Origin of the sequence: Salinivibrio kushneri (assembly GCF_005280275.1) — a bacterium.
In the GTDB taxonomy this organism is placed as follows: domain Bacteria; phylum Pseudomonadota; class Gammaproteobacteria; order Enterobacterales; family Vibrionaceae; genus Salinivibrio; species Salinivibrio kushneri.
In genome coordinates, this window is sequence record NZ_CP040021.1 from 1,043,806 (window position 1) to 1,064,940 (window position 21,135).

The following is a 21,135-nucleotide window of genomic DNA, read 5'->3' on the forward strand; positions in this document are numbered from 1 at the left end:
AAACCTCTAGAAAAGGGCCCAGGGGCCCCTTTGCATGTGTGTGTTAGATCTTACATGCACCGCCGGCACAATCATCTTCAGCCGCCTGCGCCGCGGTTGATTCCGACTGACCATCGCTCGCGCCATCACGGGTATTGTGATAGTACAGGGTTTTCACCCCCAGTTTGTACGCGGTGAGCAAATCTTTAAGCAGCTGGTTCATAGGAACTTTACCGCTTGCATGTCGGCTCGGATCATAATTGGTGTTGGCAGAAATCGCTTGGTCAACGAATTTTTGCATGATACCGACTAGCTGTAAGTAACCTTCATTGCTGCCAATGTTCCAGAGCAGTTCGTAATTATCTTTATACTTGTGATACTCAGGTACCACTTGTTTGAGAATGCCATCTTTGGAGGCTTTCACTGAGACAAAACCACGTGGTGGCTCAATGCCATTGGTGGCATTTGAAATTTGTGACGACGTTTCTGACGGCATTAAAGCGGTCAGTGTTGAGTTACGTAAACCATGGGTTTGGATATCCTTGCGCAAGGTTTCCCAATCCAGATGTAATGGCTCATCACAAATCGCATCCAAGTCTTTCTTGTAGGTATCGATAGGGAGGATACCTTGTGAATAAGTGGTTTCGTTAAACGCAGGACACGCGCCTTTTTCTTTCGCCAGCTCCACGGACGCACGCAATAAGTGATATTGAATCGCTTCGAAAGTGCGGTGGGTGAGGCCATTCGCACTGCCATCTGAATAACGTACACCGTGCTTAGCGAGGTGATAGGCAAAGTTAATCACACCCACACCCAGGGTACGACGGTTCATGGTCGCTTTGCGCGCGGCAGGTAACGGATAATCTTGATAATCCAATAACGCGTCAAGGGCACGAATGGTTAAGTCGGCCAACTCACCCAGCTCGTCGAGTGATTCAAGCGCACCCAGGTTAAAGGCGGACAGCGTACACAGTGCAATCTCACCGTTCTCATCTTCAACATTGTTCAGTGGCTTGGTCGGTAGCGCGATTTCTAAGCACAGGTTCGACTGGCGAATTGGGGCCACCGATGCATCAAACGGACTATGGGTATTACAATGGTCAACGTTTTGAACATAGATACGGCCGGTTGAGGCGCGCTCTTGCATCATCAGTGAGAACAGGTCGACCGCTTTTACCGTCTCGCGTTGGATAGTGTCGTCCGCTTCATACTGGGTATACAGACGTTCGAATTCATCCTGATCTTCGAAAAAGGCGTCGTACAAGCCAGGCACATCTGACGGAGAGAACAAGGAAATGTTGCCACCTTTAAGCAGGCGGGTATACATCAACTTGTTGATTTGAACCCCGTAATCCATGTGGCGCACACGGTTTTCTTCCACACCACGGTTGTTTTTCAATACCAGCAGTGATTCCACTTCGCGGTGCCAAATTGGATAAAATAAGGTCGCTGCGCCACCACGAACACCGCCTTGCGAGCAGCATTTCACCGCGGTTTGGAAATACTTATAGAACGGAATACAACCAGTATGGAAGGCTTCACCGCCACGGATTGGGCTACCCAACGCGCGAATACGGCCTGCGTTAATACCAATACCTGCGCGTTGCGATACATAGCGAACAATCGCGCTGGATGTGGCATTGATAGAATCTAAGCTGTCGTCACACTCAATCAGCACACAAGAGCTAAATTGACGTGTAGGCGTACGTACCCCAGACATAATCGGTGTTGGCAGTGAGATCTTAAACTGCGAGGCAGCATCATAAAAACGACGAATGTAGTCCAAACGTGTTTCTTTCGGGTATGACGCAAACAAGCAGGCAGCGACCATCATGTACAAAAACTGTGCGCTTTCGTAAATCTCACCGGTCACTCGGTTTTGCACTAGGTATTTCCCTTCCAGCTGCTTCACCGCGGCGTATGAGAAGTTCATATCGCGCCAGTGATCGAGGTAACTGTCTAGGGTATCAAGCTCTTCTTCGCTGTAGTCTTCCAAGATATGCTGATCATACTTGCCTTTCTCGACCATGTTTTTGACATGATCAACCAGCTTAGGGGGCTCGAACTGGCCATAGGCTTTTTTACGTAGGTGGAAGACAGCCAAGCGAGCTGCAAGATATTGATAATCCGGGCTCTCTTCGGAAATCAGATCGGCGGCAGCTTTGATGATTGTCTCGTGAATATCTTCCGTGCGCATGCCATCGTAAAACTGGATGTGAGAGCGCATCTCAACCAGAGAAACAGAAACGTTTGAGAGGCCTTCGGCAGCCCAAGTCACTACGCGATGGATTTTATCGAGGTTTAAGTTTTCTTTGCGTCCATCACGCTTTAATACGGTAATTTCTTGGTTCATTTGTATGCTTTCCCAATATTCCCTTGCCAAACTGCTCTTTTTCGCAAGTTTTTATAAAATGCTGATGATTTTTTGGTCGGCCTCTGTGCGGACATCTCGTCGCTAATACACTATATATAGGGGGCGATGTCCGGGTCGATTACAAGATAGTGATATAACCCGCTTTTTGCAAGCCAGTCTTTGATGGGGTGGGTGTGGATATCTTGGGGATGTTATATCTAAAGTTAGTAATCACCAACCTAGTGACGCAAGTCCGACAAGATTAGTGAAAATTTCAATCACTGAAAGGCAAAAATTGGCAATAAAAAAAATTTATTTTGGTTGATCTTGGCGATGATCAGTGATCGTTTTTAACTGATTGAAAAGACAGCAAACCCCACAAAATGTGGGGTGTGACTAGGATCCAAGAATGGCGCTAAGCTGATCCGGCCTGGCGAAAATATGATCTGCTTTCCAATTATGAACTAAGGCTTGATCGCCGGTGTAACCCCATCCTGCGACTGCTGCTCCCATATTCGCCGCGCGCGCCGCTAATATATCGTTTTCAATGTCTCCGACATACAGCCCTTGTTGTGGCACACAATTAAGGCTTTTTGCTGCTTCGAGCAAAGGCATAGGGTGTGGTTTGGCGTGGGCATAGGTATCGGCGCCAACGATGACCCTGGCCTCTTGCAGGCGAGGGAAAAAGGCGAGTAATTGATGCGTAAGCGCTTCGGGCTTATTGGTCACAATGCCCCAGGGGATGCGCAACTGATCCAGTTTGTCGAGCAGGGTGTCTATGCCAGCGTAAAGCTGGGTGCCATGGCATATCGCATCACCATAGTGATGAAGAAAACGCGCACGGAGGGCGACAGGGTCCTGATGTTGTGCTTGTTCGCCAAATCCAGCGCTCAACAGACCGCGCGCGCCGAAACTTGTATGGGTATAAATTTGCTCGCGTGTTAACGGAGGCAAGTCAAACTCGGCGAGGACGCGGTTGGCGGCCTCACCCATGTCGGGGGCGGTGTCAAGCAATGTGCCATCTAAATCAAAGAGAATGGTCGATGGGGTCATGCTGGCAAGCTCCTTATCAGTCGACTAGGGCGCGACGGTGTGAACCAGGTAATTCACATCGACATTGGCGTTGGAGAGTTTGTAGGTATCAAACACCGGGTTGTAGTGAAGCCCTATCATGTCTTTGGCCGTTAGCGGGGTGCCATCAATCATGTTCATCAGCTCTGAGGGGCGAATAAACTTATGGTGCTCATGCGTGCCTTTTGGCACCAATTTAAGCACATGTTCTGCCCCTAGAATTGCGAACAGCCAAGATTTGGTATTGCGGTTCAGTGTCGAGAAAAAGACATGACCACCGGGTTTTACCATCTGTGCACAGGCGTGAATCACGGAGGCGGGTTCAGGCACGTGTTCGAGCATTTCCATACAGGTGACAACGTCGTATTGCTGCGCATAGCTGCTGGCATGCTCTTCAGCGGTCGATTGGATATACTGCACATCGACACCTGCTTCAAGGGCATGGAGGCGCGCGACCGTTAAGGGCTCTTTGCCCATATCCAAGCCAGTGACCTCAGCGCCTTCTTGCGCCATGCTCTCCGCTAAGATACCGCCGCCACATCCGACATCAAGTACGGTTTTGCCGAATAATCCGCCTGCTTTGTCCAAGACATAATCGAGGCGTAATGGGTTGATCTGGTGCAAAGGTTTAAATTCACCTTCTCGATCCCACCAGCGCGAGGCCATGTCCTCGAATTTTTGAATTTCCGCCGGATCGACATTGGGTACTTGGCTCATAACTGCAGCTTCCTTATCGGTTTTGCTGCATTATAACGAAATCCAACGCGATAAAAAGAAGCCGTGCTTCTTGCGGGGCAGTGGGTGATATGACGGGGGATAGACAGCCTGAATCGGGGGCAAGGTGCACAGGTAGAGAAATAGCACGGCGGCCAGCCACCGCCGTGCAGAGAGCACGGCATTACGCCGCGGTTAAAATGGCGCTGATGGCTATTATGCCAGCCAAAAGGTATTTGCCTGCTATGAGACAGGCACCAATCGCGTTAACGATACGAGTGAGCATCATGCCTCCTCTATGTACCAGGTTGACCAACGTTAGGTCGGTCAGACACGTCACACCTAAGTATGGTTGATATTTCTCTGCCTGCTAAAAAAGTGATCGTGTGCTCAAGTTAAAGGGATCATTCCTTTTTCGCGCTCAGACACCTTGTGGGCTTTTCTAGTAAAAAAATTATAGTTAGCTTCGCAAGTGGTGGCTTTTTGTCCGTGTAGACGCGCTCAGAGCGTCTGCTAACGAGATCCGTGATACATCTTAGCCATATTCGCGTGTCTCCACAGAGGGTTTGTGTTATTCTCCGTGGTCACGTATTTGAATACGCAAACATTATTTGAGGGATGTTGGCTCCATGAGCGATCTTGCTAAAGAGATCACGCCAGTCAATATCGAAGAGGAGCTGAAAAGCTCGTATCTCGACTATGCAATGTCCGTCATTGTTGGCCGAGCTCTTCCTGACGTGCGTGATGGCCTAAAGCCAGTACACCGCCGCGTATTATTCGCGATGAACGTACTTGGCAACGACTGGAACAAGCCATATAAGAAATCGGCCCGTGTGGTCGGCGATGTAATCGGTAAATATCACCCCCATGGTGATAGTGCGGTATACGACACTATTGTGCGCATGGCACAGTCGTTCTCACTGCGCTACATGTTGGTAGATGGCCAAGGTAACTTCGGCTCTATCGACGGTGATTCAGCCGCGGCAATGCGTTATACCGAAGTGCGTATGGCGAAAATTGCCCATGAGCTGCTTGCCGATCTCGACAAAGAAACCGTGGATTATGTGCCGAACTATGATGGTACTGAGCAAATCCCGGACGTATTGCCAACGCGTGTCCCCAACCTGCTGGTTAACGGCGGCTCCGGGATTGCGGTCGGGATGGCAACCAACATCCCACCTCACAACTTAACCGAAGTCGTTAACGGGTGTCTGGCGTATATCGATAATGAAGATATCACTATTGATGAGCTGATGGAGCACATTCCAGGCCCAGACTTCCCGACAGCGGCAATGATTAATGGTCGCAAAGGGATTGAAGACGCGTATAAAACCGGGCGTGGCAAAATCTACTTGCGTGCCAAGGCGGATATCGAAACTGACAAAAATGGTAAAGAGACCATTGTTGTCAATGAAATCCCCTATCAAGTCAACAAAGCGCGTTTGATTGAAAAGATTGCCGAGCTGGTTAAAGACAAAAAAATTGACGGCATTTCCGCGCTGCGTGATGAGTCCGATAAAGAGGGCATGCGGATTGTTATTGAGTGTCGGCGCGATGCGGTGGCTGAGGTCGTACTGAACAACCTCTACGCGCAAACCCAATTACAGACGTCATTCGGCATGAATATGGTGGCGCTGGATAATAACCAGCCGAAGCTCTTTAACCTTAAAGGGATGCTTGAGTGCTTTGTTAACCACCGCCGTGAAGTGGTCACACGTCGTACCGTGTATGAGTTGCGTAAAGCGCGCGACCGTGCCCACATCCTCGAAGGCTTAGCGGTTGCGCTGGCTAATATCGATGAAGTGATTGAGCTCATTCGTCAAGCGCCCACCCCTGCTGTGGCCAAGCAAGAGCTACAAGATCAAGGTTGGGGACTTGGGGGCGTATCCGCCATGCTGGAAGCCGTGGGCGGTGAAAACGCCCGTCCAGAATGGCTGGCGCCAGAATTTGGTGCCCGTGATGATGGCTCGTACTATCTGACCGAGCAGCAAGCACAAGCGATCCTTGATTTACGTCTGCACAAGCTGACTGGGCTTGAGCACGAAAAGATTTTAGACGAATACAAAGGTTTGCTGGAACAAATTGCGGAGCTGCTGCATATCTTGGCCAGTACCGAGCGCTTGATGGAAGTGATCCGTGAAGAGCTTGAAGCGGTGCGTGATGGTTTTGGCGACAAACGTCTGACCGAAATCACCGCAGCGAGTGCCGACATTGATATTGAAGATCTTATCAATGAAGAAGACGTGGTGGTGACCTGGTCACACGACGGTTATGTTAAGTATCAGTCTCTGAGCGATTATGACGCGCAGCGCCGTGGTGGTAAGGGGAAATCAGCGACGCGAATGAAAGATGAAGACTTCATTGAGCGACTGCTGGTTGCTAACACCCATGACACGATTCTGTGCTTCTCAACGCGCGGCCGCATGTACTGGCTGAAAGTGTATCAGCTGCCCCATGCATCGCGTAACGCGCGTGGTAAACCGATTGTGAATTTACTGCCGCTGGAAGACGATGAGCGTATTACCACGATTTTGCCAGTGCGTGAGTATGAAGAAGACAAATACGTTTTTATGGCCACAGCGCATGGCACGGTGAAGAAAACGCCACTGACTGACTTTAGCCGTCCACGTAGTGCCGGGATCATTGCCGTGAACTTGCGTGAGGGCGATAGCCTGATTGGTGCTCAGCTCACTGACGATAGCAGTGAAGTCATGCTGTTCTCGCAATTCGGTAAAGTGGTGCGTTTCCTGGCATCCAATGACACCGTTCGGGCGATGGGTCGTACTGCCGCGGGGGTACGAGGCATTCAATTGGCTGAAAACGATCAGGTCGTCTCTTTGATTGTGCCGCAAGAGAATGCGGAAATCTTGACCGTGACCGAGAATGGCTTTGGTAAGCGTACGGCGTTGGCAGAATACCCCACCAAGAGTCGTGCGACCAAAGGGGTGGTTTCGATCAAAGTGTCTGAGCGTAACGGCGATGTTGTCAGTGCTATCCAAGTCTGTGAAGGCGATGAGCTGATGATGATCACTAATGCGGGGACCCTAGTCCGTACTCGCGCAGAAGAGGTGAGCCAAGTAGGGCGTAACACCCAAGGTGTACGCTTGATTCGCGTCAGTGATGACGAGAAAGTGGTGGGCCTGCAGCGCATCGAGGAACCAGATGAAGAGGAGATGGAAGCGCTGGCTAATGAAGCCGGGACAACCACTCAGTCTGACGGTGGCAAAGCATCAGCGCCTATCAATGATGGCGAACGCGATGATAATGATCAGTCGCCTGCGTCTGATGATGATCAAGACGCGTAAGTCGTCGCTGAGATAACGTCTTAAGGGTGCAGTGAACTGCACCCTTTTTTATTGCCTATTAACAGGAGTGATGGCGGAAATTGTGTTCGGATCGGCGTTGGCGCTTTCAAATTGTTCGCGAAACGTGTTAAATCAATCACACGCCTTTTAAAACAGAGAAACCCTTGCGGCGTTCGGCGCCGCAAGTGACAAATAAGCAGGAGCCCCTCCCCAACATGGATAAGGTATATAATTTTTCCGCAGGCCCCGCGATGTTGCCACGCGAGGTGATGCTAAAAGCGCAAAAAGAATTGATGAACTGGCAAGACTTTGGTACCTCGGTGATGGAAGTGTCGCATCGCAGCCAAGCATTCTTAGCCCTTGCCCGTCAGTCAGAGCAAGATTTGCGTGAACTCCTAGTGATTCCTGACAACTACCATATTCTTTTTTGTCAGGGAGGCGCGCGTGCGCAATTCGCCGCGGTGCCCATGAATCTGATGGGGAGCCACACCATCGCCGATTATGTCGATGGCGGCTACTGGGCCGAAAGTGCGGTCAAAGAAGCCAAACGCTATTGCACGCCCAATGTTATCAATGTTCGCCGCGAGCGAGAGGGCAAGCGCGCTATCTCGCCGGCCAAAGACTGGCTACTGAGTGATGATGCGGCGTATGTCCATTTCTGCCCTAACGAAACCATTGATGGTATCGAAATCAATGATTTGCCTGAAACCCATAAACCCATTGTCGCGGACATGTCGTCAACCATCCTGTCACGTCCGATTGATGTGTCGAAATATGGGGTGATTTACGCTGGCGCGCAAAAGAACATTGGTCCTGCCGGGCTGACCTTGGTGATTGTGCGTGATGATTTACTCGGTTTAGCCAAAGACGTCTTGCCTAGTGTGCTTAATTATCAAGTGTTAGCCGAGAAAGACTCGATGTTTAACACGCCACCGACCTTTGCTTGGTATCTGGCCGCCGAAGTCTTTAAATGGCTAAAAAAACAAGGCGGGATCGAAGCGATTTATGCGCGCAATCAACAAAAAGCAGCCCTGCTTTACCAAGCGATTGATCAATCGAGCTTATATCGTAATGACATTCACCAAGACAATCGTTCCTTGATGAATGTGCCGTTTCAGTTGGCGAACAGCGACCTGGATGAGACTTTCCTTGCTGAAGCAACGGAACAGGGCTTACAGGCGCTGAAAGGCCACAGAGATGTGGGCGGCATGCGTGCATCTATCTACAACGCCATGCCCCTTGAGGGCGTTCAAGCCTTGGTCGACTTTATGGCCAAGTTCGAGAAAAAATACGGCTAGTAAAGGGGCGTGACAGTCAAGCTAGACTGCCGCGTTAAGATGCCACAGGGTGACCTTCCCAAATCATTGGCGCTTGTGGCCATCTCTTGGCGTTATCTGCCAATGGCTCGAGCACAAAACCAAGCCGCTTCTCTACGGGGAAGCGGTTTTTTATTTGGGAGGCGAGGATGACAAAAATAATAATTGTGAGGTAACCGGTATTTTGGTTACTCTGGGGGCACTAAGCATCACGGATATAAACCAGAATGGAGCAACTGACACTTTCCCCGATTTCTCATGTTAACGGCCAAATTAATCTTCCCGGCTCTAAAAGTGTGTCTAACCGCGCGCTATTGCTTGCCGCGTTAGCCTCAGGCACCACCCGATTAACCAATTTACTGGATAGTGACGACGTGCGGCATATGCTCAATGCATTTACTGCGTTGGGGGTTGACTATCAATTGTCCAGCGATCGCACCGAATGTGTGGTGCAAGGACTGGGACAACCGTTTAATACCGCTGAGGCGACCACGCTGTTTCTCGGCAATGCGGGAACGGCGATGCGACCATTAACGGCTGCATTGTGCCTAGGTGAGGGGGATGTCACCCTGACAGGTGAACCGAGAATGAAAGAGCGCCCGATTGGCCATCTTGTTGACGCCCTGAATGCGATTGGTGCTGATATCCACTATCTTGAGACTGAAGGCTATCCGCCACTACGTATCCATGGCACTGGCTTGGCGGGTGGCGACGTTAGCATTGATGGTAGCATCTCCAGTCAGTTTCTCACCGCATTACTGATGGCCGCGCCATTTGCGGAGCAAGAGACCCGGATCACCATTAAAGGGGATCTGGTCTCTAAACCTTATATCGATATTACCCTAGCCATCATGGCGCAATTTGGTGTTGAGGTACAAAATGATCAATACCAAGCGTTTGTGATCCCTGCCGGGCAGTGTTATCAATCGCCAGGCCATTTTATGGTAGAGGGCGATGCATCATCAGCCTCGTATTTTCTTGCCGCAGCCGCAATCAAAGGCGGAGAAGTGAAAGTCACGGGTATTGGGCGTCATAGCGTACAAGGCGACATTCAGTTTGCCGACGCACTCGCGGCGATGGGGGCTGAGATCGAGTGGGGAGAGGATTATGTGCTTGCCCGTCGACAAACACTTAAAGGCGTCGACATGGACTTTAATCATATTCCTGATGCCGCGATGACTATTGGTGTGGCCGCTTTATTTGCCGAGGGACCGACGTGGATCCGCAACGTGTACAATTGGCGGGTCAAAGAAACCGATCGTCTGTACGCAATGGCTACCGAGCTTAAAAAGGTAGGTGCTGTGGTTGAAGAGGGCGAAGACTATCTGTACGTCGAGCCACCAACGCAGTTGCAACATGCGGCCATCGACACCTATGACGATCACCGAATGGCAATGTGCTTCTCGCTAGTAGCGTTAAGTGACACGCCCGTCACTATCAACGACCCAGGCTGCACCTCAAAAACCTTCCCGGATTATTTCGAGAAGCTCGCGGCAATCAGCATTGCGGAATAATCATACTGCAACTCATTGCTGCTGATATCGACGCAGCAGCAATGATTTCCTGCCGGATTTCTTCTATACTATGCGCCGATTTATCGATGGGCTTGTTGGGCAAACGGTGTGTTTGTCGCATGACGATATGCTAGGCGTCAAACCCGTTTTAAGCCGCAAGCGACGCGAATCGAGTAAAGTTGACGAACGTGGAGAGATTTATGCCGACACAGGCGCCTGTGATTACAGTAGATGGCCCAAGTGGTGCAGGAAAAGGAACCTTATGTATGCGGTTGGCGGAGACACTAGGCTGGCATTTGCTAGACTCTGGCGCCATCTACCGTGTTTTGGCATTAGCGGCGATTCATCATGACGTAGATACCGCATCAGAAGACGCGCTGGTACCGTTGGCGGCGAACCTAGACGTCCAATTTATCGCTGAGGGTGAACTGGTGAAGGTGATCCTCGAAGGGGAAGATGTGTCTGGTGCCTTACGCACTGAACAAGTGGGCAACCAAGCATCAAAAGTCGCGGCCCTCCCGCGTGTTCGCGAGGCATTGTTGCGCCGTCAGCGTGCGTTTGTCGGCGAGCCAGGTTTGATTGCTGATGGCCGTGATATGGGCACCGTGGTCTTTCCGCAAGCCGAGGCGAAAATCTTCCTGGATGCTAGCGCAGAAGAACGCGCGCGCCGGCGCCAGCATCAGTTGCAAGGCAAGGGGGTTAATGTTACCTTTGACCGCCTTTTAAGCGAAATTCAAGAGCGTGATGATCGTGACCGCAATCGAGCGGTGGCGCCATTGCGTCCCGCGTCAGATGCATTAGTGCTAGACTCAACGTCGCTATCAATCGACGAAGTGATTGCACAAGCACTGGCGTTTATTGAAAGCAAATTATCGGCTGCATAAGCAGTCTATAACCGTTAGCTGCAAGGATGATAGCTAACATATTTAACAACCCCATGCGGTAGGATACCCGTGGACGTTTATCAAATTGAAGATTTAAATATAATGACTGAATCTTTTGCTCAACTCTTTGAAGAGTCTCTAAAAGAAATCGAAACTCGCCCAGGTTCTATTGTTAAGGGTACTGTTGTTGCTATCGAGAACGGTTTCGTTCTGGTTGACGCAGGCCTGAAATCTGAATCGTCTATTCCAGCTGACCAATTCAAGAACGCTGCTGGCGAACTTGAAATTGAAATCGGCGGTGAAGTCGATGTAGCCCTGGACGCAGTGGAAGATGGTTTCGGTGAAACTCAGCTTTCTCGTGAGAAAGCGAAGCGTCACGAAGCTTGGATCCAGCTAGAGAAAGCGTACGAAGAAGCTGAAACCGTTAACGGTGTTATTAACGGTAAAGTGAAAGGTGGTTTCACCGTAGAACTGAACGGCATCCGTGCGTTCCTACCGGGTTCACTGGTTGACGTTCGTCCAGTACGTGATACTTCTCACCTGGAAGGCAAAGAGCTCGAGTTCAAAGTAATCAAGCTTGACCAGAAGCGCAACAACGTTGTGGTTTCTCGTCGTGCGGTTATCGAGTCAGAAAACAGCGTTGAGCGTGACGAGCTGCTAGCTTCTCTGCAAGAAGGCATGGAAGTTAAAGGTATCGTTAAGAACCTGACTGACTACGGTGCGTTCGTTGATCTTGGCGGCGTTGACGGCCTGCTTCACATCACTGACATGGCGTGGAAGCGCGTTAAGCACCCATCAGAAATCGTTAATGTTGGTGACGAAATCAACGTTAAGGTTCTGAAGTTTGACCGTGAGCGTACTCGCGTATCGCTTGGCCTGAAACAACTGGGTGAAGATCCATGGGTAGCTATTGCTAACCGTTACCCAGAAGGTCACAAGCTGACTGGCCGTGTAACCAACCTAACTGACTACGGCTGCTTCGTTGAAATCGAAGAAGGCGTTGAAGGTCTGGTACACGTGTCTGAAATGGACTGGACCAACAAGAACATCCACCCATCTAAAGTGGTTAACGTGGGTGACGAAGTTGAAGTCATGGTTCTGGACATCGACGAAGAGCGTCGTCGTATCAGCCTTGGTCTGAAACAGTGTAAAGCCAACCCATGGCAGCAATTCGCTGAAACTCAGAACAAAGGCGATCGTGTAACTGGTAAGATCAAGTCAATCACTGACTTCGGTATCTTCATCGGTCTAGACGGCGGCATCGACGGTCTGGTTCACTTGTCTGACATTTCTTGGAACGTGGCTGGCGAAGAAGCCGTTCGCGAATACAAGAAAGGCGACGAGATCTCAGCAGTGGTTCTTCAGGTTGACGCCGAGCGTGAGCGTATCTCACTGGGCATCAAGCAGATGGAAGAAGACCCATTCAACAACTACCTGGCGGCGAACAAGAAAGGTGCTATCGTTAACGGTACGGTAACGGCTGTTGACGCGAAAGGCGCAACTGTTGAGCTTGCAGAAGGTGTTGAAGGTTATCTGCGTGCTTCTGAAGCCGCGCGTGACCGTGTTGAAGACGCGACACAAGTCCTTTCAGTTGGCGACAGCGTTGAAGCGAAGTTCACCGGCGTTGACCGTAAGAACCGCGTTCTGAACCTGTCTGTTCGTCTGAAAGACGAAGCTGACGAGCAAGAAGCGATGGCTAGCCTGAACAAATCTGATGAAGGCGCTATCGGTAATGCTATGGCTGACGCGTTTAAAGCAGCGAAGAGCGAATAATGTATAAGTTGAGGGGGAAATTTTCCCCCTCTGCATTTATACTGTTGAGAAACATACTAAAGCGGGGTGTCTATGACCAAATCTGAGTTAATTGAAAGGCTCTGTAGTCAGCAAGCCCATCTGTCTGCTAAGCAGGTAGAGGATGCTATCAAGGAAATCCTTGAGCATATGGCGACCACACTTGAAAGCGGTGATCGGATCGAAATCCGTGGTTTTGGTAGTTTCTCACTGCATTATCGCGCGCCTCGTGTGGGGCGTAATCCGAAAACAGGGGAAAAAGTGGAGCTTGACGGTAAATACGTCCCGCACTTCAAACCTGGTAAGGAGCTTCGTGATCGCGTTAACATCTATGGTTAAGCGATAGACGCTGGAAAAAACGGCATGCTGTAGGTATGCCGTTTTTTTATGCCTATCGATCATAGCTTGCGTGGCGAATTTCCTGCATAATCATACCTTCTGTGTAAGATCTTGTACCCACAGCTAAAACCTTGCCACTTGCCATCATGCAAGTGGACAGCACGAGCCAAGGGTGTATTAGTAACGTTTTGTTGTATCAAGCAAACGTTCACAGTGACAAGTGCCTCGCATCTTGTCGTTCTGCCATAATTGAAGAGGCACTAGGCCTTTCGCAATGAGGGAATACTTGTGAAAATACTCGGCATTCTGTTTCTGGTGTTATGTTTTCTGATCACTTTGGCGCTGGGAGCGCAAAACCAAGATGTGGTCAACTTTAACTACTTAATTGCCCAAGGGGAATTTCGTCTTTCTGTGATCTTGGGTATCGTCTTTGTCATGGGTTTTGGCATTGGCTGGTTAATCTGCGGTGCGTTATACCTAAAAGCGAGAGTGACCGCTCGAAGACTGCGTAAGCAGGTGGATAAGCAACGCAAAGAACTTGATAAATTGCGCACGGACCCGCTTAAGGAACAATAATTCATGCTAGAGCTGTTGTTTCTGTTGCTCCCCATTGCGGCCGGTTACGGCTGGTATATGGGTAACAGGAATGCTCGTCATCGACGGCAAGAACAGTCACATCACTTGTCTCGTCAGTATGTGGCGGGGCTCAATCTGCTGCTGTCTGAACAATCAGATAAAGCAGTCGATCTGTTTATCGAGCTACTCCAGGTCGACAATGAGACCATTGATACCCACCTTGCCCTCGGCAATCTGTTTCGCTCTCGGGGCGAAGTCGATCGCGCGATTCGCATCCACCAGAACCTGATTGCTCGCCCTAATCTGACGCTTGATCAACGCAACCTCGCCATGCAACAGCTGGCCAAAGATTACATGGTCGCCGGGTTTTTTGATCGCGCAGAAAAGATATTTTCCGAGCTGGTGGATGAGCCAGATTATCAAGAGTTTGCCCTTCAGCAGTTGTTGGCTATCTTTCAGCAAACCCGAGAGTGGGAAAACGCGATTGATACCGCGAGCAAACTGGTCAAGATGGGCAAGCACAAGTTACGTAAAGACATTGCCCATTTTCATTGTGAGCTGGCGATGCAACAACTCGCTGAGGGCGATGAACACAAGGCACGGCAATGCTTTCGCCGCGCCCTGTCGTATGATAAGAGCTGTGTGCGTGCCAGTTTGAAGCTGGCCAAGCTTGATATCCAGCATGAAGACTACAAAGGGGCGATCAAGCAGCTGGAGAACATCCTTGAGCAGGATGCGGACTTTGTCAGTGAAGCGCTACCTTTGCTGGCGGAGAGCTACCGTGCATTAGGGCGTGAAATGCATCTGGTCCGATTTTTAAAAGAGTGTATTGAAAAGAACGCTGGGGTCAGCGCAGAGCTGATGCTGTCAGAAGTGATTGGCAACAATGAAAATATCGCGATGGCGCAAAGTTTTCTCACTCGCCAGCTTACTCGCAATCCGACCATGCGCGGTTTCCATAAGTTGATGGAATACCATGTCGACCAAGCCGAAGAGGGCCGCGCGAAAACCAGTTTGAACACGCTGAAAGACTTGGTCGCCGAACAGATGAAGGTGAAACCGCATTATCGTTGTCGAAAATGCGGCTTCTCCACTCACGCGCTTTACTGGCAATGCCCGTCCTGCAAAAGCTGGGGGGCAATCAAGCCAATCCGGGGGCTTGATGGTGAATAAGGGCGATGCATTGGCATCGCCGTTTTTTTATCTATCGCGCGGGAATCACCGCTTAGCTGAACACTATATAAGGAACAAGGAGACAACATGCACGACCCAAAAGTCATCGTGGCACTCGATTACGCAGACATGAATCAAGCACTGGCCTTTGTGGATAAGATAGAGCCGGGCTCATGTCGCTTAAAAGTGGGCAAAGAAATGTTCACCTTATTTGGGCCGGCATTAGTTAAACAGCTGCACGCGGGGGGACACGAGGTATTTCTCGATCTAAAATTCCACGACATCCCCAATACGTGTGCACGTGCGGTGTCGGCGGCGGCTGAGTTAGGGGTCTGGATGGTCAACGTCCACGCCTCTGGTGGCGAGCGAATGATGGTTGCGGCACGTGAAGCCCTCGCCCCCTATGGCGGCAATCGCCCCTGGTTGATTGGCGTGACCGTACTGACCAGCATGACAGCAAACGATTTAGCTGACAGTGGCCTTCATACGTCACCGCAAGCACAGGTGCAGCGCTTAGCGGGGTTAACCAAGCAGGCAGGGCTTGATGGGGTGGTGTGCTCTGCGCATGAAGCCAGTCTATTGAAGGCTGAATGTGGAGATGGGTTTAAGGTGATCACTCCGGGGATCCGTCCCGCCGGCAGTGACCAAGGTGACCAACGCCGAGTGATGACGCCAAAAGAAGCGGTGCAAGCGGGCTCTGATTATCTTGTGATCGGTCGGCCAGTAACGCAGGCAGCCGATCCTGCTGCTGTGCTGGCAGCGATCAACCAAACGTTAACTGGCTAAGCGATTAGGATCATAGATAAATGGCAATAAAAAGAGCGGCTAATAATGCCGCTCTTGGTCAGGCTATGGCCGTGCGCCAGCTGATTTACGCGAACGCCGGTCTAAGACAGGTGCGGTAAAATGACTATCAATCAGCCTTTGCGTCAAGCCGTGTTGCGGGTTGGCAAAAATGTCTGCGGTATTGCCTGATTCCACCACGTTCCCTTTTTGCATCACCATCAATTTGTCAGTGACGTGTTTAATCACCCCCATATGCTGAGACACATACACGTAAGACAGTCCCATCTCATCTTGTAACTCCAACAACAAGTTGATGATTTGCGAGCGCATGGACATATCCAAGCCATTTAAGGCTTCATCAGCGATAATGACACTGGGTTGCAGAATTAAGGCTCTCGCAAGCGATACCCGTTGCTTTTGGCCGGTGGCCAGCATTTGCGGATAAAAGTAGGCGTGCTCGGGTAACAAGCCCACACGCAATAGCGTGTTCTTAATGCGTTTGCCGCGCTCTTGCGGGGTCATGTTGGTGTTTCGTCGCAAGGGGCCTTCTAAGATTTGCCCGATCTGATTGCGTGGGTTGAGCGAGGTGTTCGGATCTTGGAAGATCATCCGAATCAATTTACATCGGGTTTGGTAATCTTTGTAACGCAGCGTCTCGCCATTAACTCGGATTTGCCCTGCCGTCGGCTCGATAACACCCGCAATCATGCGTGCTAGAGTTGATTTTCCTGAGCCATTTTCGCCCACAAAGGCAATGGTTTCCCCCACATCCAATGAAAAAGACACAGGCTTAACCGCATGAGTGACACGCTTTCTCAACCACCCAGTCCGGTGATGATAATCTTTGGTGAGCCCATCTATTTCAAGAAGAGCGGCCATGCTTGTTCTCCATGTTGAGTGGGAAATGACAGGCAAATTTATGGTTTTTCACTTTTTGCGTATGTGGGGTTTCCACACATTTACGCTGCGCATACGGGCAACGTGGCCCCAGTCGACAACCGATGGGCAAATGCTGTAGTGGCGGTATTGAGCCAGGCAAGGTCTCTAGCTTGCTCTTGTGGGGGATGTCGCGACTAAAATCAGGCATCGTCCGCAATAAGGCATCGGTATAGGGGTGGTGCGGCGTCGTCAAAATTTGCTCGCGGTTACCCGATTCCACTGACTGGCCACAATACATCACGGTGATCCTATCAGCCCAACGCGTCACCAAGGTCAGGTCATGACTAATCAGCAAAATGGTGGTGTTGGAGAGCTGATTGGTGCGACTCAGTAAACGAAATATCTGCGCCTGAGTAATGGGATCTAACTCGTTGGTCGGTTCATCGGCAATCAATAGGCGAGGGCGGTTGGCAATCGCCATCGCAATCATCACCTTTTGACACTCGCCATCGGTCAGCTCGTACGGGTAGCTTTCCATGACTCGCTTGTGATCCTTGATGCCCACTTTATGCAGCAAGGCAATCGAATGTTGTTTTCGCCAATTCAAACGCTGCCACCAACTGCCTGAGAATGAAGCGGGCGGAATCGCCTCTTCAAGCTGATGCCCCACCACTTCGGAAGGGTCAAGACAGGTAGAGGGCTCTTGGAAAATCATCGCAATGTCTTTGCCGACCACATGGCGACGTTCGCGCGCGGGCAGTTCTAATAGGTCGATATTACCCAAGCGTAATCGGTCGGCGGTCACATGCCATTGATCCTTAGTGACGCCGCAAATGGCTTTAGCCACTAAGCTTTTGCCCGATCCGGATTCACCCACCAAGCCACGAATTTCACCATCATTGATGGTTAAACTCATACGATCGACGGCTTTCACCATGCCTTGTGGGGTTTCTATTTCTATGGTCAGGTGTCGAATATCAAGTAACGGCATTATTCAGTTCCTGCGTTGATGGCTTGGCTGACGCCTTCACCGACAAGGTTAACAACCAACACACTGAACGCAATCGCCATTCCAGGCAAAGTGACTGTCCAAGGCGCAGTGAAAATCAGCTCGACAGAATCCCCTAACATAGCGCCCCATTCAGGCGCGGGCGGCTGTGCCCCAAGACCTAAAAAGCCGAGTGCCGCCACATCAAGAATGGCGACAGAAATCGCGCGGGTAATTTCGGTACTCAGCACAGTGACGATATTGGGCAAAATCGAGTGATAAAGGAGATAAAAATCATTGGCCCCATCTAAGCGCGCGGCAATGATATAGTCTTTCCCTATTTCATCATGCACCGCGGTATACACGGCGCGAATGATACGTGGGATCAGTGATAGCCAAATAGCGAGTAATACTTGGGTTTCTCCCACACCTAAAAACGCCACCACGATAATGGCCAACAATAATGATGGAATAGAAAGGATGCTATCTAGGATATGGTTTAATACACTCGACTTGAGTCCCTTGGTCATCCCAGCCAGTACGCCAATCGCCACACCGACCAGCGACGCGGCCAATGCGGTGATCAGCGCATAGCCAAAGGTGAGTCGAGAGCCCGCAATCAGGCGCGAGAGCATATCGCGGCTCAGATCATCGGTCCCTAAAAAGTACTCAATTTGCCCTGATTGCACCCAAGAGGGCGCCATCAGTAAGTGGCCTGTTTGATGCTGCGGGCTCCACGGGGCGAGTAGGGGGGCAAATAAGGTAACAAGGATGAGCCCAACCAGGCACCAAAAACCAATCACCGCAAGCTTGTTGCGACGAAACGCATTCCAGGTGCGCTCGAATTGGGTCGGGATATGCTGTTCAACGTACACACTATTTGAGGGCATACCATTTTTTCCTTACCAGCGGGTTCATAAAGGCCCCCAATACATCCGAGATGATATTAATCAGTAATACAAACCCACCAATGACCAAGACGCCGCCTTGTACTGACACATAATCTTTAGCGATGAGCGTATCGAGTAGCCAGCGCCCAATCCCAGGCCAGTTAAAGACTGACTCGACGATGATCACAAAGGTCACCATAGTGGAAACCAGTAAACCAAAATTAGGGATGATCGGTGGAATGGCGTTTTTCATCCCGTGACGAAGCACGATTTCCGTTTTTGATAGCCCCTTGGTCGCGGCGGCTTTGATGTAATTCTGTCGCATCACATAGGCCATAGAGTCGCGTACCATTTTAATGATCTCGGTGGTCGGGACCACGGCAAGCGTTAGGGTCGGTAACACCAGGTGGCGGACAATATCTGTTGCGGCCTTGCCTTGTAGCGGTAAGTCTGACAGCCACAAATCCACCAGCGCGAAGCCGGAAATATGCGGGATTTCATACAAAAGGTTATAGCGCCCAGACACCGGAAACCACTGTAAGTCGAGCGAGAAAACCATGATAAAGAGGATAGCCAACCAGAATGTAGGGATGGAGAACACCACCAGAGCAAACGAAGAAATCACTTTATCGGCTGGCCCTTGGCTACGAATGCCAGCCAGCGTGCCCAGTGGCACGCCCACAATCAAGCTAATAAAGAGCGCGGCAAAGCATAGCTCTAAGGTCGCGGGTGCGACGTGCGCCAGTGTCTCGACAACCGGTGAGCCATTGGCGGCTAAGCCGAGGTCGCCATCAAGCAGTTGGCGAATGTAGTAGATCCAGCCTATCCAGTAATCAAATTGGTGCCAATTTGAATGGGGTGCCAGCAACATAATGTTATAGGCGACCAAAGTGAGGATCACTAGGGTGATTAAAAATAAGTTGAGGCGTCGTAACGTATAAATCAACATCGGTTAGCGCTCCCGCGACACATCGGCGAAACTGTCGGCCCCAAAGGGCGTCATTGTCAGTCCGGTTAGGCTGGCGTCACGCACTTGATGCTGAATGCCGTGGGCCAGGGGGATGACAGGCATGCGACGGTCAAGGATAGTTTGAGCTTCCTGATATAACGCCTTGCGCTTGGCTATCTTGTCCGTGGCAATCGCCTGATTTAGCGTTTGGTCAAAAAAGCGGTTACACCAGTTAGAGATGTTCCAGCCCGTAAACTTCGCGTTGCAGGTGAGCAAAGGGCGTAAAAACGTATCAGGATCGCCATTATCGGCGACCCATCCCGTTAATACCATATCGTGGCTGTCATCACCTTGGCGAATGGACGTGCGATTGACGGTTTTCTCCGGGATAATATCGACGTCGATACCAATTTCTCCCAAGTCCGCTTGGATTAATTCCGCGGTTTTACGTGGGCTGGGGTTAAACGCCGTGGGTTTAAGCGGCACGGTTAAATCGACACTGAAACCATGACGATAGCCTGCTTTGGCAAGTAATGCCGCGGCCAGCTTGGGATCATACTGGGTTTTTCGATTAGGATCATAGGCCCATGACATGGGTGGCAGTAAGCTGGTGGCCGGCGCGCCAGTGCCATAATAGACCGAACTGAGCAGCGCCCCTCGGTCAATCGCTAGGTTAATCGCTTGACGTACTGCCACTTCCGATAACGCAGGGTGGCGGGTATTGAGCGCAATAAAGGCCACATTCATCCCTGTTTGCGACGATAAACTGAAGCGCTCATCACCGACAACCACGGGAAGCTGGCTCGCAACGGGCGAGGCGAGCACATCACACTCGCCGGTCAGCATTTTTGCAAGCGTCCCTGTGCCGCGCGTGGAAACATCAAACACCACCTGTTCCATCGGCGCAGGGCCTTGCCAGTACTGCCAATGGCGGCGCAGTCGAATAAGCTCGCGTGGCTGGTACTCCGCCAGCGCGAAAGGGCCGGTACCAACCGGATAGGTATCGAGCTTCTCTGGCGTGCCCGCCTCCAGCAATTGGTTGGCATACTCTTTTGAAAGGATCACTGAAAAGTTGGTAGCCAAGGTGGAGAGAAAAGAGACATCGGGCCGAGAGAGGGTAAATTGCACGCGGTAGGTGTCGAGCGCTTTAACGCTGGTCACCAAGCCGGCAAAGTTCATGCTATCAAACCACGGATACTGACCACCGGAAATGTGATGAAAAGGATGGCGTGGGTTAATAAGGCGACGAAAGGAAAACACCACATCGTCGGCGTTGAGGTACCGCGAAGGGGTAAACTGAACACTGCGATGAAACGCGACGCCACGACGCAGAGAGAAGGTGTAGGTTTTACCATCATCACTCACCTGCCAGCTTTTTGCTAGCATCGCCTCGGGTTGATACGTCTCGGGATTGAGTCGCAGCAGACGGTCATAAAGCTGACTCGACAAGGTATCAGCCGTGAGGCCGCCATCGGTCAACTGAGGGTTAAAGGTGTTCGGCTGGCCAGGGCCACAAAACACAAAGCCACGATTGTCGGCCGCACGTTGATCGCTGGCAGCGTCACAACCTGCAAGGAGCAGACCACTCACCCCCAGGATCAAAAACTGGAAAAAAACGCGCATAAACC

At 50.8% G+C, this 21,135-nt stretch carries 17 protein-coding genes; 9 read left to right on the forward strand and 8 right to left on the reverse strand.

Annotated elements, in window-relative coordinates; genetic code table 11:
* Positions 1-43: 43 nt before the first annotated feature.
* The 3 genes from nrdA to ubiG all read right to left on the reverse strand — a co-directional run bounded on the left by nrdA (position 44) and on the right by ubiG (position 4,120).
* Entirely contained in the window at positions 44-2,332 is a 2,289-nt protein-coding gene (nrdA, locus tag FCN78_RS05030) for a class 1a ribonucleoside-diphosphate reductase subunit alpha (protein WP_069361460.1), read from the reverse strand.
* A 396-nt stretch (positions 2,333-2,728) separates the two neighbouring features.
* The gene (gph, locus tag FCN78_RS05035) at positions 2,729-3,385 is read right to left on the reverse strand and encodes a phosphoglycolate phosphatase (RefSeq protein ID WP_077608784.1); all 657 of its coding nucleotides are present in this window, start codon (positions 3,383-3,385) and stop codon (positions 2,729-2,731) included.
* 24 nt (positions 3,386-3,409) lie between these two features.
* Positions 3,410-4,120: a bifunctional 2-polyprenyl-6-hydroxyphenol methylase/3-demethylubiquinol 3-O-methyltransferase UbiG gene (gene ubiG / locus FCN78_RS05040; RefSeq protein WP_077658870.1), complete on the reverse strand. Its 711-nt coding sequence runs from the start codon at positions 4,118-4,120 to the stop codon at positions 3,410-3,412.
* Between the two features lie 626 nt (positions 4,121-4,746).
* Between ubiG and gyrA the strand changes: the two genes are divergently transcribed.
* From gyrA to pyrF, 9 genes are all read left to right on the forward strand, one after another.
* A complete protein-coding gene (gene gyrA, locus FCN78_RS05045) occupies positions 4,747-7,422 on the forward strand; it encodes a DNA topoisomerase (ATP-hydrolyzing) subunit A (protein ID WP_077658871.1) in 2,676 nt (891 codons plus the stop codon).
* A 215-nt stretch (positions 7,423-7,637) separates the two neighbouring features.
* Positions 7,638-8,720 (forward strand): 3-phosphoserine/phosphohydroxythreonine transaminase, encoded by a 1,083-nt coding sequence (gene serC / locus FCN78_RS05050; protein WP_069361464.1) that lies wholly within the window; start codon positions 7,638-7,640, stop codon positions 8,718-8,720.
* A gap of 245 nt (positions 8,721-8,965) precedes the next feature.
* Entirely contained in the window at positions 8,966-10,252 is a 1,287-nt protein-coding gene (gene aroA / locus FCN78_RS05055) for a 3-phosphoshikimate 1-carboxyvinyltransferase (RefSeq protein WP_069361465.1), read from the forward strand.
* Positions 10,253-10,452: 200 nt separating this feature from the next.
* A complete protein-coding gene (gene cmk / locus FCN78_RS05060) occupies positions 10,453-11,136 on the forward strand; it encodes a (d)CMP kinase (protein ID WP_069361466.1) in 684 nt (227 codons plus the stop codon).
* 102 nt (positions 11,137-11,238) lie between these two features.
* Complete coding sequence (gene rpsA / locus FCN78_RS05065; RefSeq protein ID WP_069361506.1) at positions 11,239-12,909, forward strand: 30S ribosomal protein S1; 1,671 nt, start codon at positions 11,239-11,241, stop codon at positions 12,907-12,909.
* Between the two features lie 72 nt (positions 12,910-12,981).
* A complete protein-coding gene (gene ihfB, locus FCN78_RS05070; RefSeq protein ID WP_046073494.1) occupies positions 12,982-13,266 on the forward strand; it encodes an integration host factor subunit beta in 285 nt (94 codons plus the stop codon).
* Positions 13,267-13,554: 288 nt separating this feature from the next.
* A complete protein-coding gene (locus FCN78_RS05075) occupies positions 13,555-13,842 on the forward strand; it encodes a LapA family protein (protein WP_069361468.1) in 288 nt (95 codons plus the stop codon).
* A 3-nt stretch (positions 13,843-13,845) separates the two neighbouring features.
* Positions 13,846-15,015 (forward strand): lipopolysaccharide assembly protein LapB, encoded by a 1,170-nt coding sequence (gene lapB, locus FCN78_RS05080; RefSeq protein WP_069361469.1) that lies wholly within the window; start codon positions 13,846-13,848, stop codon positions 15,013-15,015.
* An 87-nt stretch (positions 15,016-15,102) separates the two neighbouring features.
* On the forward strand, positions 15,103-15,801 hold the full coding sequence (gene pyrF / locus FCN78_RS05085; RefSeq protein WP_077658872.1) for an orotidine-5'-phosphate decarboxylase: 699 nt from the start codon (positions 15,103-15,105) through the stop codon (positions 15,799-15,801).
* A gap of 63 nt (positions 15,802-15,864) precedes the next feature.
* Here the strand turns inward: pyrF and FCN78_RS05090 are convergent, their stop codons facing one another.
* From FCN78_RS05090 to sapA, 5 genes are read right to left on the reverse strand one after another with little or no spacing between them, the layout of a single operon-like run.
* Positions 15,865-16,680: a peptide ABC transporter ATP-binding protein gene (locus FCN78_RS05090; protein WP_077458058.1), complete on the reverse strand. Its 816-nt coding sequence runs from the start codon at positions 16,678-16,680 to the stop codon at positions 15,865-15,867.
* Positions 16,664-17,671, reverse strand: a complete 1,008-nt coding sequence (locus FCN78_RS05095) for a peptide ABC transporter ATP-binding protein (RefSeq protein ID WP_069361472.1) — start codon at positions 17,669-17,671, stop codon at positions 16,664-16,666. Before FCN78_RS05095 ends, FCN78_RS05090 begins: the two co-directional genes overlap by 17 nt.
* A complete protein-coding gene (sapC, locus tag FCN78_RS05100; RefSeq protein WP_077658873.1) occupies positions 17,671-18,558 on the reverse strand; it encodes a putrescine export ABC transporter permease SapC in 888 nt (295 codons plus the stop codon). The genes FCN78_RS05095 and sapC overlap by 1 nt, the downstream gene beginning before the upstream one ends.
* Entirely contained in the window at positions 18,545-19,507 is a 963-nt protein-coding gene (locus tag FCN78_RS05105) for an ABC transporter permease (RefSeq protein ID WP_069361474.1), read from the reverse strand. Before FCN78_RS05105 ends, sapC begins: the two co-directional genes overlap by 14 nt.
* Before the next feature lie 3 nt (positions 19,508-19,510).
* Entirely contained in the window at positions 19,511-21,130 is a 1,620-nt protein-coding gene (sapA, locus tag FCN78_RS05110) for an ABC transporter substrate-binding protein SapA (protein ID WP_077458060.1), read from the reverse strand.
* Between the last annotated feature and the right edge of the window lie 5 nt (positions 21,131-21,135).